Origin of the sequence: Duganella sp. 1411, from assembly GCF_017833525.1 — a bacterium.
GTDB lineage: Bacteria > Pseudomonadota > Gammaproteobacteria > Burkholderiales > Burkholderiaceae_D > Rugamonas.
The window spans coordinates 56,535-72,835 of the sequence record NZ_JAFICD010000002.1 but is presented as its reverse complement, the minus strand read 5'-3'; the positions used below and the strand labels follow the sequence as shown (position 1 = coordinate 72,835).

The 16,301-nt window shown below is 67.6% G+C and carries 3 protein-coding genes; all 3 read left to right on the top strand.

The genetic code is table 11. The features are described from left to right. Positions 1-2 precede the first annotated feature (2 nt). Genes JOD97_RS12060 through JOD97_RS12050 form a run of 3 tightly spaced genes read left to right on the top strand, consistent with a single transcriptional unit; the run spans position 3 to position 16,258 of the window. The gene (locus JOD97_RS12060) at positions 3-3,137 is read left to right on the top strand and encodes a non-ribosomal peptide synthetase (RefSeq protein ID WP_209717638.1); all 3,135 of its coding nucleotides are present in this window, start codon (positions 3-5) and stop codon (positions 3,135-3,137) included. A gap of 3 nt (positions 3,138-3,140) precedes the next feature. After that, the gene (locus JOD97_RS12055; RefSeq protein ID WP_209717635.1) at positions 3,141-12,221 is read left to right on the top strand and encodes a non-ribosomal peptide synthetase; all 9,081 of its coding nucleotides are present in this window, start codon (positions 3,141-3,143) and stop codon (positions 12,219-12,221) included. Continuing rightward, on the top strand, positions 12,218-16,258 hold the full coding sequence (locus JOD97_RS12050) for a non-ribosomal peptide synthetase (RefSeq protein ID WP_209717632.1): 4,041 nt from the start codon (positions 12,218-12,220) through the stop codon (positions 16,256-16,258). The genes JOD97_RS12055 and JOD97_RS12050 overlap by 4 nt, the downstream gene beginning before the upstream one ends. Positions 16,259-16,301 lie beyond the last annotated feature (43 nt).

The window sequence follows — 16,301 nt, the reverse complement described above, 5'->3', positions numbered from 1 at the left end:
AGATGAACCCCACCCAGGACGAAATCCGTCATTGGCCGCTCGGCCCCGAACAACGTATGCTGCCGGACGACGGTGCCACCCACTTCGTCACCGCTCGTGCGGATGTGCGCATCGAACCGCAGCGCCTTGAACGTGCGCTGGCCGCCGTCGCCGAACGCCACCAGTCGCTGCGCTTCGCTTATCGCACTTTGGCAGGCTATCGGGGGCTGCGCCAGCAGGAGCAGGACGGCGCACCGGTAACGGTAACGACGGCCGACGCCACCTTGGCCACCGCCTCGCTGGCGGAACTGCTGGCCGTGGCGCGAAAGGACGCGCCGGACACCAATGCCGGCCAGACTATCGTCGCGACCATCATCCACACCGGCGAGTCGTCCTCTGTGATCGCGTTGAACGTGGCGGCGCTGGCGGCCGATCAGGCCAGCCTGCCGTTGTTGTGGCGCGATCTGGGTCTGGCTTACTATGGCAAGCCTGACGAGGAAGAGGTATTCCAGTATTCGCAGTATGTCGAGTGGCGTCGGGATCTGGACGATGATTCCGAAGCGGCGCAGGGCCGCGCCTATTGGGACGATTACCTGAAGCGCCATGCCGGCGCGGTCGTGCCGCAACTGTGCTATCGCGGCGAACCAGCCGTCGCCGGCTTGGATGGCGACAGCGTCGCGCGCGCCGAAATCGATGCCGACGTTCTCGCGCGGATCGAGCAGGCGGCATCGGCGCTCGGCGCCGACCTGGAGACGGCGCTGCAATTGGCCTGGTGGTTGCTGCTGGCGCGTTTGCAGGGAAGCGGCCATGTGTTGGGCGGATGGTTGCACGACTGCCGCCGCGACTACGAGGTGATGGCGGGAGCGATCGGCGTGTTCGACAAGGTGATGCCGGTCGCGATCGAAGCGAGCCCGGAATCGGGCTTCGGCGACTTGCTGCCCACGTTTACGGAAACGCTGGAAGCGCATCGCGGCGCGCAGGAATATTGCACCGCATCCGCCCCGGCTATCGGCTTCGTCTTCATGCAACCGCAGGCAGGCGCCTCCACTTGGCGCGCCGATCCACTGCCTGGTCCGGGGGCGCCGTTCGAACTGGCGCTGCGGGTTGTCCACGGTGGTCAGACGTCGGTCGCGCTGCATGCCACCGCCGCGCGCTATGCACAACAGGACGTGGCGTGCCTGCTGCAACAATACCTGGCGCTGCTCGACGGTTTGTCGCGCCAACCCGAGATGACGCTGGCCGAAGTGCCACTGCCCGCCGGCGTGGTGGGCGACGGCGCGGGCGCAGTCGATATCGGTACCGTTTCGGTCGGCGAGCGTATCGCGCAGCTGGCCGCCAGTTCCCCCGATGCGCCGGCCATCATCGACAGCGGCATGACGCTGAGCTATCTCGAATTGGACCGCAAGGCCGGCCGCGTGGCGCGGTGGATGGCCGAACAGGGTGTAGGCCGTGGCGATCTGGTGGCGCTCAACCTCGAGCGTTCGAGCGACTTCGTGGTGGCCTTGCTGGCGGCCTGGCGCCTGGGTGCCGGCTACCTGCCGCTGGATCCGCATTGGCCGTCCGGCCGCCGTGACGCGATCCTGGCCGACGCCCGTCCCGCGTTGCTGCTGCACGCCAGCGAGGCGGCGATGCTGGCCGCCAAAGCCGACTGGCCGCGCCAGTTTGGCCTGGATGGCCTGGATGGCCTGCGCGATACGCCAACGAGCATCGACGATGTGGCGCCGCGGTCGCGCAACGATGCGGCGGATGTTGCTTACGTACTGTACACCTCCGGCTCCACCGGCACGCCCAAGGGCGTGATCGTCGAACACGGCCAACTGCTTAACTACGTCGCCGGCGCGTCGCGCGCGATGGATTTGGCGGCAAGCCGGCGCTGGGCGTTGACCGGCACCGTCGCGGCCGACCTTGGCAACACCGCGTTGTTCGGCGCCTTGTACAACGGCGCCTGCCTGGTGGTGGCTGGTAGCGCCGATATGCAGGACGCGCCGTCGTTCGCTCGCTTCCTGCGTACGCATGCCATCGACGCGGTCAAGATGGTGCCGTCGCATCTGGAGGCGCTGCTCGATGGCGACGACGCCGTGTTGCCCCGATTGGTGGTGCTCGGCGGCGAGGCCGCTCCGGCGGCGCTGATCGCGCGCATGCTGCGCCTGGAGCCGGCGTGCCGCATCTACAACCATTATGGTCCGACCGAGACCACGGTGGGCGTCATGATCCACGCCGTCGACGGCGCCGCGCCTCCCGCCCCGGTACTGCCGCTCAGCGCCGTGCTGCCCAATTGCCGCATCGAGGTGCTCGACGCGCAACTGCGGCCAATGCCTGCCGGCTCGCTGGGCGAGATCTATATCGGTGGCGCGCAACTGGCACGCGGTTACCTTAACGGCGCTGGCGGCTCGGCCTTTATCGACGACCCGCGGCATCCGGGCCAACGCCTGTACCGCAGTGGCGATCTGGCCTGGCTACTGCCGAATGGCGCCGTACTGCTTGCCGGTCGCGCCGACCATCAGGTGAAAATCCGGGGCTACCGCGTCGAGCCGGCCGAAATCGAGGCCGCGCTGCTGGCCGCGCCGGCTGTGCGGCAGGGCGTCGTATTGGCCGTGCCCGACGAAGCGGGGCAGACCGGCCTGCTGGCGGTGCTCGATGACGGCGCGCAGGATGCCGAGGCGTTGATCAAGGCCCATTTGGCGGCGCGCCTGCCGACGCACATGCTGCCGGCACGTTATGTATTCGTGGCGGCGCTGCCACGGCTGGCGAATGGCAAGATCGACCGCGCCGCGTTGGCCGCGTCGGCGCCGCTGCAGCGCCGCGCGCAATTAGTGGCGCCGCGCGATGCGTTGGAATTCGTGCTGGCCGACTGCATGGCCGGCCTGCTGGGGCGCCAGGAAATCGGCGTCGACGAGGACTTCTTCGACGCCGGCGGCCACTCGCTGCTGGTGATCAAACTGACCGCGCGCATCCGCAAGCTGCTGAAGGTGGAAATCGCCCCCGGCCTGGTGTTCGACCATGCCACGGTGGAGGCGCTGGCGCGGCTGCTGCGCGCCACCAGCGCGGACGCCGCCCAACTCGACAAGCTGGCCGAGGCGCAGCGCCGGCTGGCGTTGCTGACGCCTGAACAGCGCGCGGCCTTGCTGGAGCGCTCACGCCAGGGCAAAGCGGCGTAATTAATGAACAAGAGATTGGATGAAGCGATGAGCGAGATGGACGAGGAACTGCTGGCGCTACTGCTGGACGAAGAAGATGGCGATGTGGAGTCGAAGGCCGGCATAGAGCGCCGCAGCCTTCCCGGCGCGCCGGCGCCGTTGTCCTACGGTCAGCGCCAGTTATGGCTGATGCACCAGTTGGAGCCGGGACTGACCGCCTACAATCTGGTACGTGCGTTCCGGCTCTCCGGCGAGCTTGATGTTCGGGCGCTGGAGCGCGCCTTGCAGGCACTGGTCGCGCGGCACGACGTGCTGCGCACGCGCTTCGATGTCATTGACGACGAGCCGGTGCAAGTCGTGCAAGATCAAGCGCCGCTCTCGCTGCAGTTGGAAGATTTGGATAACGGTGGCGACACCTTCGCCTTGCTGGAGCAGCGCCTGCGGGCCGCTGCGGGCATGGTGTTCGACCTCACGGCCGCGCCGTTGCTGTTCGCGCGCCTGTTCCGTACCGCGCCGGACCAGCATGTGCTGGTCATCGGCATGCACCACCTGGTCAGTGACGGTTGGTCCAATGCTGTACTGATGCGCGATCTCGCCAACGGCTACCGTCAGGCCTTGGACGGTGCGGCGGTTACGCTGCCCGCCGCGCCATTGGCTTACGCCGACTACGCCGTATGGCAGCGCGGCCGCATGCAGGCGCCGGCGCTGCTGTCCGATCTCGATTACTGGGACGACTATTTGCGCGGCGTACCGCCCCTGGCGCTGCCGGGCGACCGCGCGCGGCCGACCGAGGGCCATGCCGGCGCGCGGCTGCGCTTCACCTTGCCCGCCGCCCTGGCGCAACAGCTTCAGGCATTTTGCCGTCAGCAGGGATGCACCAGCTTTGTCGCCTGTCTCGCCGCATGGCAGGTGCTGCTGGCCCGTTACAGCGGTCAAAATGATTTCGCGGTTGGCGTGCCGAGCGCCGGTCGCGCGCGCGAGGAGTTGCATGAGCTGGTGGGCTTCTTCGTCACTACCCAGGCTTACCGCGCGCGCCTGCGGCCGGAGATGAGCTGGTCCGATCTGTGCCGGCAAGTGCGCGCCGATTCGCTGGCCGCGATGAACCACGCCGAAGCGCCGCTGGAACTGTTGCTGGAACGGCGGCGCGGCACGCTGCGCGACGATCCACGCCAGCCGTTGTTCCAGTCGATGTTCGGTCTGCAGATCATCGACGGCGCAGACACGCCAACGCTGCAAGGCTTGCAGGTCGAATTGATGGATGTGGACGACGGCAGTTCGAAACTGGATTTGTCGCTGGAGATGTTCGTCGTACGCGGCGAAGTGCAGTGCGCCATCGAGTACAGCACCGGCATGTTCGACGCCGCCACCATCGACCGCGTGCGGGACGATTACCAGCGGCTGCTGGAACTGATGGTCGACAATCCACAGCGGATGCTGGGCGAAACGGATTTCCTGTCGACCGCGCAGCACCGCCAACTGGCGGCGTGGGGCCGCAATGAACGCCGCTATCCGCCGATGGCGCCGGTGCAGCGCCGCTTCGAGGCGCAGGCCGCCGCCCGTCCCGACGCCGTGGCGCTGCTGTGCGGCGACGAGTCTCTGAGTTATGAAGAGTTGAACCGGCGAGCCAACCGTCTGGCCCATCGCCTGACGGAGCTTGGCGTGGGACCGGAAAGCCTGGTCGGCATCGCGCTGGAACGCTCGGTGGCGATGGTGGTCGGCCTGCTGGCGATCCTCAAGGCGGGCGGCGCCTACGTGCCGTTCGATCCCGATTACCCGGCCGAGCGCCTGGCCTACATGGCCCAGGACAGCGGCGTGGCGCTGCTGTTGACCGGCACGGAGCCGGCGCCGTGGGCGCCAGAGGCGACGGTGCTGCGGCTGGACGCGCTGGACCTGTCCGGCCAGCCGGAGCACAATCCGGCGCCGGCGCTGCACGACGAGAATGTGGCGTACGCGATCTACACTTCCGGCTCGACCGGCAAGCCCAAAGGGGCGGCCAACCGCCACGGCTCGCTCAACAACCGGCTGGCGTGGATGCAGGACGCCTACGGTCTCGACGCCAGCGACACGGTGCTGCAAAAGACGCCGTTCAGCTTTGACGTCTCGGTCTGGGAGTTTTTCTGGCCGCTGACCGAAGGCGCCACGCTGGCGATGGCCGAACCCGGCGAGCACAAGGACCCGGCGCTGCTGGCCGCGCGCATCGCCCGCCATCAGGTCAGCACGATCCACTTCGTGCCGTCGATGCTGCAAGCCTTCGTCGCCCATCTGGAGACCGAGGGCGGGGCGGCCTGCGCCAGCCTGCGGCGCATCGTCTGCAGCGGCGAGGCGCTGCCGGCCGAACTGCAGGCGCGCGCCTTTGCCTGCCTGCCGCAAGCGGCGCTATACAACTTGTACGGACCGACCGAGGCGGCGATCGACGTCACCCACTGGACCTGCGTCGACGACGGCGCGGCCAGTGTGCCGATCGGCGCGCCCATCGCCGCCACCGAGACCCACGTGCTGGGACCCGAGCTGCAACTGGTGCCGCGCGGCGCCGTCGGCGAGCTGTATCTGGGCGGCGCCGGCCTGGCACGCGGCTACCTGCGGCGTGGCGCACTGACGGCGGAACGCTTTGTCGCCGATCCGTTCGGCGGCGGTGGACGGCTGTACCGCACCGGGGATCTGGTGCGCTGGCGCGGCGACGGCCAGTTGGAGTACCTGGGCCGGATCGACCATCAGGTCAAGTTGCGCGGCCTGCGCATCGAATTGGGCGAGATCGAATCGCAACTGCTGGCGCAGCCGGGGGTGAAGGAGGCGGTGGTGGTGGCGCATCAGGGCGCGGGCGGCATGCGCCTGGTCGCCTATGTGGCGCCGCAAGCCGACGACGCGGCGCTGCGCCAAGCCTTATTGGCGGCGCTGCCGGATTATATGGTGCCGTCACAGATCGTGGCGCTGGCGGCGCTGCCGCTCAACGCCAACGGCAAGGTCGATCGCAAGGCGCTGCCGGCGCCGACGCAGCAGGGCGGCGACTATGCGGCCCCGCAAGGCGCGGCAGAACTGGCGCTGGCGGCGATCTGGCGCGAGGTGCTGGGCGTGGAGCAGGTCGGACGGGACGATAATTTCTTTGCCCTAGGTGGCGATTCCATCATCAGCTTGCAAATCGTCGCGCGTGCGCGCCGCGCAGGCTGGAAAATCAGTCCGCGCCACTTGTTCGAGCGCCAGAGCATCGCTCAATTGGCCTCGGTGGCGCAGACGCTCGATGCGAGCATCGCCACGTCGACCACCGCGCCGGAGCCGATCGCGGGCGCTTTCAGCCTGCTGCCGATACAGGCGGCCTTCTTCGAGCGCGCCATACCGGCACGGGATCATTGGAATCAATCCTTGCTGCTGCGAGCGGATACACGGCTTGACGCGGCGCGGCTTGAGCTGGCGCTGCAGGCCCTGCTGGCGCGCCACGCCAGCCTGCGCCTGCGCTTTACCCGTGAAACTGACGGACAATGGACGCAAGCCTACGGCGATGCGCCGAAACAGGCTTGCTTGTGGGTGCGCCAAGCCGGCGATTCCACGCAGGTGGAGGCGCTCTGCGAAGAAGCGCAGCGCAGTCTGAGTATCGCCCAGGGGCGCATGGTCAGGGCGATGTTGATCGAACTGGCCGACGGTAGCTCGCGCTTGTTGTTGGTGGTGCACCATCTGGCTATCGACGGCGTGTCGTGGCGCATCCTGCTGGAGGAACTGCAAGCGCTGTACGAGGGGCGGGAACTGCCGGCCGTCGCTGGTGCCAGCTATCAGGCATGGGTGCTGCGGCTGCAAAAATATGCGCAAGAACAGACGGGGCAACTGGCCTACTGGCGTCAGGTGTGCGCGACGCCATCCGCGCTGCCGTGCGACCGCCCGGATGGCGCCAGCACAATGCGTGAGCGGGCCAACGCCGGGTTCAGGCTGGATCGCACCGCCACCGACGCCTTGCTGAAACAGGCGCCGGCGGCCTATCGTACCCAGGTCAACGACCTGCTGTTGACGGCACTGGGACGTGCGCTCACCGCCTGGAGCGGATTATCGAGTGTGTTGGTCGACCTCGAAGGGCACGGCCGCGAGGAACTGTCCGGCGATATCGACCTGTCCGGCACCGTCGGATGGTTCACCAGCCTTTATCCGGTGGCGCTGCACGCGGACGGCGACATCGGCGCGGCGCTGAAACGCGTCAAGGAAAGCCTGCGCTCGGCGCCCGACAAGGGGCTGGGATTCGACGCTTTGCGCCATCTTGCCGATGCGCCTGTGCGCGAGGCGGTGGCCGCGTTGCCGGCGGCGCAAGTGCTGTTCAATTACCTGGGCCAGTTCGACGCCAGCTTCGATGCCGCCGCCATCTGGCGTCCGGCCGAGGAAAATGGTGGCACCAACACCGCTCCCGATGCGCCGCTCGACTATGCGCTTTCGGTCAACGGCCAGGTTTATCAAGGCGAGTTGCGGCTTGACTTCAGCTATAGCAGCGCGCGTTTTGATGCGTCGACGATCGCCGCGCTGGCGCGGTCCTGCAAACTTGAGTTGCGCGCGTTGATCGCTCATTGCTGCGGTGGCGCCTCCGGCCTGACACCGTCCGACGTGCCGTTGGCGCGGCTGGATCAGCGGGCGCTCGACGAGCTGCCGGTGCCTGCGGCGCAATTGGCGGACTTGTATCCGCTGTCACCGATGCAGCAGGGACTGTTGTTCCACAGCCTGCGCGACGATGCCGGCGCCACGTATGTCAACCAATTGCGGGTCGACGTCGCAGGTCTGGAGGTTACGCGGTTCGAGGCGGCCTGGCGCGGCGCGTTGCGGCGCCACGACGTGCTGCGCACCGGCTTCCTGACGCTGCCCGGCGCGCCGCTGCAATGGCTGGCGCACGAGCTGCCTTTGCCATTCGAATTGCATGATTGGCGTGGCCGCGACGACTTGCCGGCGGCGTTGGACACCTTGGCCGGCGCCGACCTGGCGCGCGGTTTCGATCTGGCTTGCCCGCCGTTGATGCGTTTGACGCTGGTGCGCACCGGGACCGATACCCACCATCTGATCTGGAGCGTTCACCACTTGCTGCTCGATGGCTGGAGCACTTCGATGCTGCTCGGCGAAGTGCTGCGGGAATACGACGGCGCGCGGGTGGCGGCGCCGAACGGACGTTATCGCGACTATATCTCCTGGCTTGCGGACCGCGACCAGGTGGCCAGCCAGGCTTGGTGGGACGCCCAATTGCGGCTGCTGCCGGAACCGACCTTGCTGGCCCGCGCCGTGCAGGCGCCATCGGCCATGCCAGGTCGTGAGCAGCACGTGTTCGACATGAAGGCGAACGAAACCCAGTTGTTGGCACGCTTCGCGCGCGAGCAAAGGGTGACTTTGAATACGCTGGTGCAGGCGGCCTGGATGCTGCTGTTGCAGCGCTATACCGGTCAGCAGGCGGTGGCCTTCGGCGTTACGGTATCGGGCCGGCCGGCGGAACTGGCCGGCGCCGATAACTGGGTCGGATTGTTCATCAACACCTTGCCGCTGATTGGGGCGCCGGTCGCGGAACTGGACGTGGGCGCGTGGCTGCGCCAACTGCAGGAGCAAAACCTGGCCTTGCGGGAGCATGAATACACGCCGCTGTACGAGTTGCAGCGTCGTGCCGGCCACGGCGGGCAGGCGCTGTTCGATACGATCCTGGTGTTTGAAAACTATCCGGTCGATCAGATGCTGTCGCAATCGGCGCCGGGCGGGATGCGCTTTTCGTCGGCCCGCACGCACGACGAGACCAGTTTCGCGATGGCGTTGTCGGTGGTGCAGGGCGACGGACTGCGTCTGCGCTTTTCGTATGAGCGATCGCAGTTTTCCGCGAACGCGGTAAAGGCGGTATCCGAACAGATGGCCGGTTTGTTGGCGCAGATGGCGGCCGCGCCGCAAGCGATACTCGCGGACCTGACGCTGTTTGGCGACTTGGAATTGGATCAGTTGCTGGCACTGGGCCGCAACGAGCGCCGCTATCCGCCGATGGCGCCGGTGCAGCGCCGCTTCGAGGCGCAGGCCGCCGCCCGTCCCGACGCCGTGGCGCTGCTGTGCGGCGACGAGTCTCTGAGTTATGAAGAGTTGAACCGGCGAGCCAACCGTCTGGCCCATCGCCTGACGGAGCTTGGCGTGGGACCGGAAAGCCTGGTCGGCATCGCGCTGGAACGCTCGGTGGCGATGGTGGTCGGCCTGCTGGCGATCCTCAAGGCGGGCGGCGCCTACGTGCCGTTCGATCCCGATTATCCGGCCGAGCGCCTGGCCTACATGGCCCAGGACAGCGGCGTGGCGCTGCTGTTGACCGGCACGGAGCCGGCGCCGTGGGCGCCAGAGGCGACGGTGCTGCGGCTGGACGCGCTGGACCTGTCCGGCCAGCCAGAGCACAATCCGGCGCCGGCGCTGCACGATGAAAACGTAGCGTACGCGATCTACACCTCCGGCTCGACCGGCAAGCCCAAAGGGGCGGCCAACCGCCACGGCTCGCTCAACAACCGGCTGGCGTGGATGCAGGACGCCTACGGTCTCGACGCCAGCGACACGGTGCTGCAAAAGACGCCGTTCAGCTTTGACGTCTCGGTCTGGGAGTTTTTCTGGCCGCTGACCGAAGGCGCCACGCTGGCGATGGCCGAACCCGGCGAGCACAAGGACCCTGCGCTGCTGGCCGCGCGCATCGCCCGCCATCAGGTCAGCACGATCCACTTCGTGCCGTCGATGCTGCAGGCCTTCGTCGCCCATCTGGAGACCGAGGGCGGGGCGGCCTGCGCCAGCCTGCGGCGCATCGTCTGCAGTGGCGAGGCGCTGCCGGCCGAACTGCAGGCGCGCGCCTTTGCCTGCCTGCCGCAAGCGGCCTTGTACAACCTGTACGGACCGACCGAGGCCGCGATCGACGTCACCCACTGGACCTGCGTCGACGACTGCGCGGCCAGCGTGCCGATCGGCGCGCCGATCGCCGCCACCGAAACCCACGTGCTGGGACCCGAGCTGCAACTGGTGCCGCGCGGCGCCGTCGGCGAGCTGTATCTGGGCGGTGCCGGCCTGGCGCGCGGCTACCTGCGGCGTGGCGCGCTGACGGCGGAACGCTTTGTCGCCGATCCGTTCGGCGGCGGTGGACGACTGTACCGCACCGGGGATCTGGTGCGCTGGCGCGGCGACGGCCAGTTGGAGTATCTGGGCCGGATTGATCATCAGGTCAAGTTGCGCGGGCTGCGCATCGAATTGGGCGAGATCGAATCGCAACTGCTGGCGCAGCCGGGGGTGAAGGAGGCGGTGGTGGTGGCGCATCAGGGCGCGGGCGGCATGCGCCTGGTCGCCTATGTGGCGCCGCAAGCCGATGACGCGGCGCTGCGCCAAGCCTTGTTGGCGGCGCTGCCGGATTATATGGTGCCGTCACAGATCGTGGCGCTGGCGGCGTTGCCACTCAACGCCAACGGCAAGGTCGATCGCAAGGCGCTGCCGGCGCCGACGCAGCAGGGCGGCGACTATGCGGCGCCGCAAGGCGCGGCCGAACTGGCGCTGGCGGCAATCTGGCGCGAGGTGCTGGGCGTGGAGCAGGTCGGACGGAATGAAGATTTCTTCGCATTGGGCGGCCACTCGTTGCTGGCGATCGGCATGATCGCGCGGTTGAAACAAGCCGATTTGGGCATGCTGGCCTTGCGCGACGTCTTCGAACATCCGACTTTGGCGGCGATGGCGGCCCGCCTGGCGCGACCGTCCGAAGTGGCGATCCCCTTGCTGCCGGTGCCTCGCGGTCACCACATGCCGCTGTCGCTGTCGCAGCACCGCCTTTGGCTGCTGGACCGGCTGGCCGGCACGCCGCTCAAGCGCGCGGCCTACAACATGACTTCGGCGGCGCGGCTGTCTGGCCCCTTGTCGCTGGCCGCCGTCCGTGCGGCGTTGGCGGCGATCGTCGAGCGCCACGAAGTGCTGCGGACTTCCTACATCGAGGACGATGACGGCGAACCACAGGCCGTCATCGCGGCGGCACTGCAGCTGGACGTGCCGCTGATCGATCTCGATGGCCGCCCGCAGTCGGACATCGACGCCGCGCTGGCCGAGCATGCGGGCCAGGTGTTCGACCTGGAACGCGCACCGCTGCTACGCGCCGCCTTGCTGCGTACCGGATCGGACGTGCATGTGCTGTCCTTTGTGGTGCATCACATCGTCGCCGACGGCTGGTCGATGGGCGTGCTGGTCGACGAATTTGTCGCCTTCTACCGCGCCGCGCTGGAAGGCGACGACGCCGCGCTCGCGCCTTTGCCGTTGCAGTATGCGGACTACGCGGCCTGGCAGCACCGGCGCTGGCAAGGCGAGGCGCTGGCGATCGAGGAAGGGTTCTGGCGCGACTATCTGCGCGGCGCCCCGGGCACTCCGCTTGTGAAGTGCGACAAGGTCCGTCCGGCGCAGCCAAGCCATGCCGGCGGCGCGGTGCGCGCCCAGGTGCCGGCGCCGCTCGCCGCGTCGGTGGCGGCGTTGGCCAGGGAACACCAGCTGACGCCATTCATGGTGTTGTTGGCGGCGTTCCAGCTAGTCCTTCATCGGCAATCCGGCGCTGGCGATTTCGTCATCGGCACCGACGTCGCCGGGCGCTCGCAGCGGGAATTGGAAGGTTTGATCGGTTTCTTCGTCAATGTGCTTCCGCTGCGTTCAAAGCTGTCGCCGCAGATGTGTTATGTCGACTTCCTGCGCGAGAGCGGGCGTGCCGCGCTGGACGCGTTCGAGCATCAGGAGCTGCCGTTCGACCGGGTGGTGGAGCTGGCCGGCGTGGAGCGCGACCGGCGCTGGAATCCGCTGCTGCAGGTGCTGTTCGTGTTGCAAAACGTGGTCCAGGGCCGGCTGGAGATTCCGCATATTGACATCGAAGTGCTGCGCGACCGCGACGTATCGTCCAAGTTCGACATGGCGATGTTTGTGACCCCGGCCGACGACGGCGGTTATGGCGCGAACCTGGTCTACGCCAGCGAACTATTCGAGCCTGAGTCGGCGGCCGGCCTCTCGGCCGCCTGGGTCGAGACGCTGGAGAAAATGGTTGCGGACCCGCTGGCGCCCATCAAGGCGCCTGCTTCGGCGGCGGGAAAATTGAAGAAACTCGGTATGTTGACCGGTAAGGCTTTAGCACGATGAACGACATGGATGACGACCTGCTGGCGTTGTTGTTGGACGAGGACGAGGCGGACCTCGAAGGTGGAGAAGAAGCAGGTATCCGTGCGCGCGCAATCCCCGGCGTGGCGGCGCCGCTGTCGTACGGGCAGCATCAATTATGGCTTTTGCAGCAGCTCGATCCGGGCCTGACGTCCTACAACATGGTGCGTGCCTTCGAGGTGGATGGCGAGCTGGATGCAGGCGCGCTGGAATCGTCGCTGCGGTCGCTGATCGCGCGGCACGCGGTCCTGCGCACGCGCTTTGCACAGCAGGATGGCGAGCCGGTACAGATCGTGCAGGGCGACGCCGTGTTCAATCTGGTATATGAAACGATAAACGACGCGGCGCAGTTGGAGGATAAGCTGCGGCAGGCTGCAAACCACGTGTTCGACCTGGGCGCGGCCCCGTTGCTGTTCGCGCGCCTGTACCGCCGCGCTCCGCGGCGTCACATCCTGGTGCTCGGCATGCACCACATCGTCAGCGATGGCTGGTCCAACGCCCTGCTGATGCAAGATATCGCGCAGGGCTATCGACAGGCTTTGTCCGGCGACCGGACCGCGCCCCCGGCGGCGCGCGTCGGCTATGCGGACTACGCGATCTGGCAGCGCGAAGGGATGCCTGGCGCGGAACTGCCGGCCCAACTCGATTATTGGGAGCGTTACCTGCGCGATGTGCCGGCATTGGCGCTGCCGGATGCGCCGGCGCGTGGCCCGTCCGCCGCAGGGCCGACCGGCGCGCGGCGCCGCTTCCGGGCGCCCGCCGAACTGGAGACGGCGCTGCAGGCCTTTTGCCGCAACCAGGGCTGCACCTTGTTCGTGGCGTGTCTGGCCGCCTGGCAGGTGCTGCTTGGACGCCTCGATGGACAGCGTGATTTCGCGATCGGTGTGCCGAACGCCGGTCGCGGACGCGCCGAGCTGCAGAACGTGGTCGGCTTTTTCGTCACCATGCAGGTGTATCGCGCGCGCCTGCGGCCGGAGTTGAGCTGGTCGGCGCTGTGCCGCCAGGTGCGCGGCGACGCGCTCGCCGCCTTGGGACGCGCCGATACGCCGCTGGAGCTGCTGCTCGAGCGGCGGGTGGGCGCGTCGCGCCAGCCCGGCCGCCATCCGCTGTTTCAGGTCATGTTCGGACTGGAGATGCAAGCCGACCAGCGTGGCCTGGAACTGGGCGGCCTGGATGTGAAGGCGCTGCCGCTGGACCCCGTCGGCAGCAAGGCGGAACTATCGCTCGATATCGTCGCGGGCGACGGCCAGTTGCAAGGGATATTGGAATACGATACCCGCCTGTTCGATGACGAAAGCGCCGCCGCGCTCGAAGCAGGCTATCTGCAATTGTTGCGCGCCATGGTCGCCGCGCCGGCCGCGCCGGTCGGCGAAGCTGGCCTGGCGGGACCGGAGCAACTGGCGCTGCTGCGTCGTCTCGGCGACCATCCGGGACCGGTTGGCCGCGCCGATCCGGTCACGCGCCGGTTCGAGCGCCAGGCGCGCGCCACGCCCGACGCCGACGCGTTGGTGTTCGAGGGGAATAGCTTGAGCTACGCGGAAGTGAACCGCCGCGCAAACCAGCTGGCCCACTATTTGATCACCCAGGGAGCGGGCGCCGAAACGCGGGTCGGCATCGCGCTGCCGCGCTCCGTCGAACTGGTGATCGGCGTGTTGGCGATCCTGAAAAGCGGCGCCGCCTATGTCGCGCTGGACCCCGATTATCCGGGCGAGCGGCTGGCCAGCATGGTCGACGATAGCGCCATCGCGCTGATGCTCACCACCTCCGCGCTGGCCCCGGTGTTGCCGGCGGCCGCGCGCAAGCTTGCGATCGATACGCTGGCGTTGGAAGGGCACAGCGCCGACGATCCCGAGCCGCCGCTGCGGGAAAGCCAACTGGCCTACGTGATCTACACCTCCGGATCGACCGGCCGTCCCAAAGGCATCGGCGTCGAGCACCATGCGCTGAGCGCCCACACGCAGGTGGCCATCGGCTATTTCGGCTTGTCGCCGCGCGATCGCGTGCTGCTTTTCTCGACGATCAATTTCGACGGCTTCGTCGAGCAGTTGTTTCCGCCTTTGTGCATGGGCGCGGCCGTGGTGGTTCGCGGCCCCGAACTGTGGGACAGTGGCCGCTTCTATCGGGAGGTCATGGAGCAGCGCATCAGCGTGGCCGATTTAAGCACCGCATACTGGTTCCTGCTGGCTCAGGATTTCGCCGCGCACGGGCCGCGCGACTATGGCGCGCTGCGCCAAGTGCACGCCACCGGCGAGGCGATGCCGCCCGAAGGCATGCGGGCCTGGGCCGATGCCGGCCTTGCCGGCGTCAAGCTGCTGAACAGTTACGGACCGACCGAAACCATCGTCACCGCCAGCGTTTATGATTGCCATGCCTGCGTGGCCGATGGCGCGCCGCTGCCTGCTGCGACGCCGATCGGCCGTCCGCTGGCCGGCCGCAGTTTCCATGTGCTTGACGCCGACCTGAATCCGGTGGCGCCGGGCGCTCCGGGCGAATTGTGCATCGGCGGGGCCTTGCTGGCGCGCGGCTACCTGAACCGCCCCGGTCTGTCAGCCGAGAAGTTCATCGCCGATCCTCGTGGCGCGCCGGGCGCACGCCTGTACCGGACCGGTGATCTGGTGCGCTGGCGCGCCGACGGCCAGCTGCTTTACCTTGGGCGGATCGACCAGCAGGTCAAGGTGCGGGGTTTCCGTATCGAGTTGGGCGAGGTCGAATCGCAGCTGCTGCGCCAGTCCGGCGTGCGGGAGGCGGCGGTCATCGCCGACGCCGGGCAGTTGCTGGCCTACGTGACGGCCAACCCGGGCCACGCCGGCGTGTTGGAAGAAGCGCAGCTCAGGCGCGAACTGGCGTCGGCTTTGCCCGAATATATGGTGCCGGCACGGATCGTGACGCTGGCGGCGCTGCCGCTCAGCCCCGCCGGTAAAGTGGACCGCAAGGCGTTGCCACGACCGCAGGGCGCGCCGGCGGCGGGCGGGGAGGCTCCGCGCGGCGCCGCCGAAACCGCGCTGGCGGCGATCTGGCGCGAGCTGCTGCGCGTCGAGGAAGTGGGAAGGGATGACGATTTCTTCGCCCTTGGCGGCAATTCGTTGATGGCGTTGCGGTTGCTGCGGCAGGTGCAGCAGCGTTTTGGCGAGGGTTGCCTGGCGCTGGCCGACGTGTTCAACACGCCGACCTTGGCGGGGCAGGCTTTGCGCCTGGATATACACGAGACACCGCGCTGCGAAGTGGTGCACATGAACCGCGACGGCGCCGGCATGCCGCTTTACTGCTTCCCTGGATTGAATGTCAATTCGAGCGAGTACGCTGCGGTGGTCGAGGCGCTGGGGCAGGACCGGCCGGTGCGCAGCTTCGTTTGCCACGCGCTGACCGGTGCACGCTGGGACGGGCTGGAGCTGGATCAACTGGCGCGGCGTTACGCTGCCCATATCCGCGCGGAGACGGGTGGGAAGCCTTGCGCTTTGCTGGGCTGGTCGTTCGGCGGCGATCTGGCGTTTGCGACGGCGCGTGAACTGGAGCGCGACCAGCCGCCGGCGCTGGTGTGCGTGGTCGATGTGTTCGAGGGTTACGCGCCGGTGGGGCGCGTGTTGACGGTCGAGGAAAGCGCTGCGGCTGAATTGAAACTGGCGCGCTGGCTCGAGCGGTCGGCCATGGCCGGACGCTGGGATGCGCTGTTTGCGCGCATGACGGCGGACGAGCGCAACGCGGCGCTGTGTCATTTGTTGGACGAAGCCGAACTGCCGCTCGACGGCCCGGCGTTGGGCAGCGGCGAATATAGTTTATGGGTGGCGTTCGATAACGCCATGATCATGGGGCGTTATCGCTATGGCACGTTGGGCGCGCCGTTGCACGCGTTTATGGCCGGCGCGTCGCTGGAGCGCCGTGCGCCCGGGTTGCGGGATTGGAGTGTTCATGCCACGTCGTTTAGCCACAGTGTCGTAGATGGCGTCGACCATCGCGCGATTTTGCTGGCGCCGGCGTTTCAGCAGGAGGTTAAACGGCGCTTGTTGCAAGTTGACGTGTGATTGGGCTTACGTTTGGGGCCTCCGACGGAGCTTGGCGGATTAC

Coding starts and splice junctions, on each gene's coding strand:
- JOD97_RS12060 (WP_209717638.1), top strand. CDS start 3: ATGAACCCCACCCAGGACGAAATCCGTCATTGGCCGCTCGGCCCCGAA.
- JOD97_RS12055 (WP_209717635.1), top strand. CDS start 3,141: ATGAACAAGAGATTGGATGAAGCGATGAGCGAGATGGACGAGGAACTG.
- JOD97_RS12050 (WP_209717632.1), top strand. CDS start 12,218: ATGAACGACATGGATGACGACCTGCTGGCGTTGTTGTTGGACGAGGAC.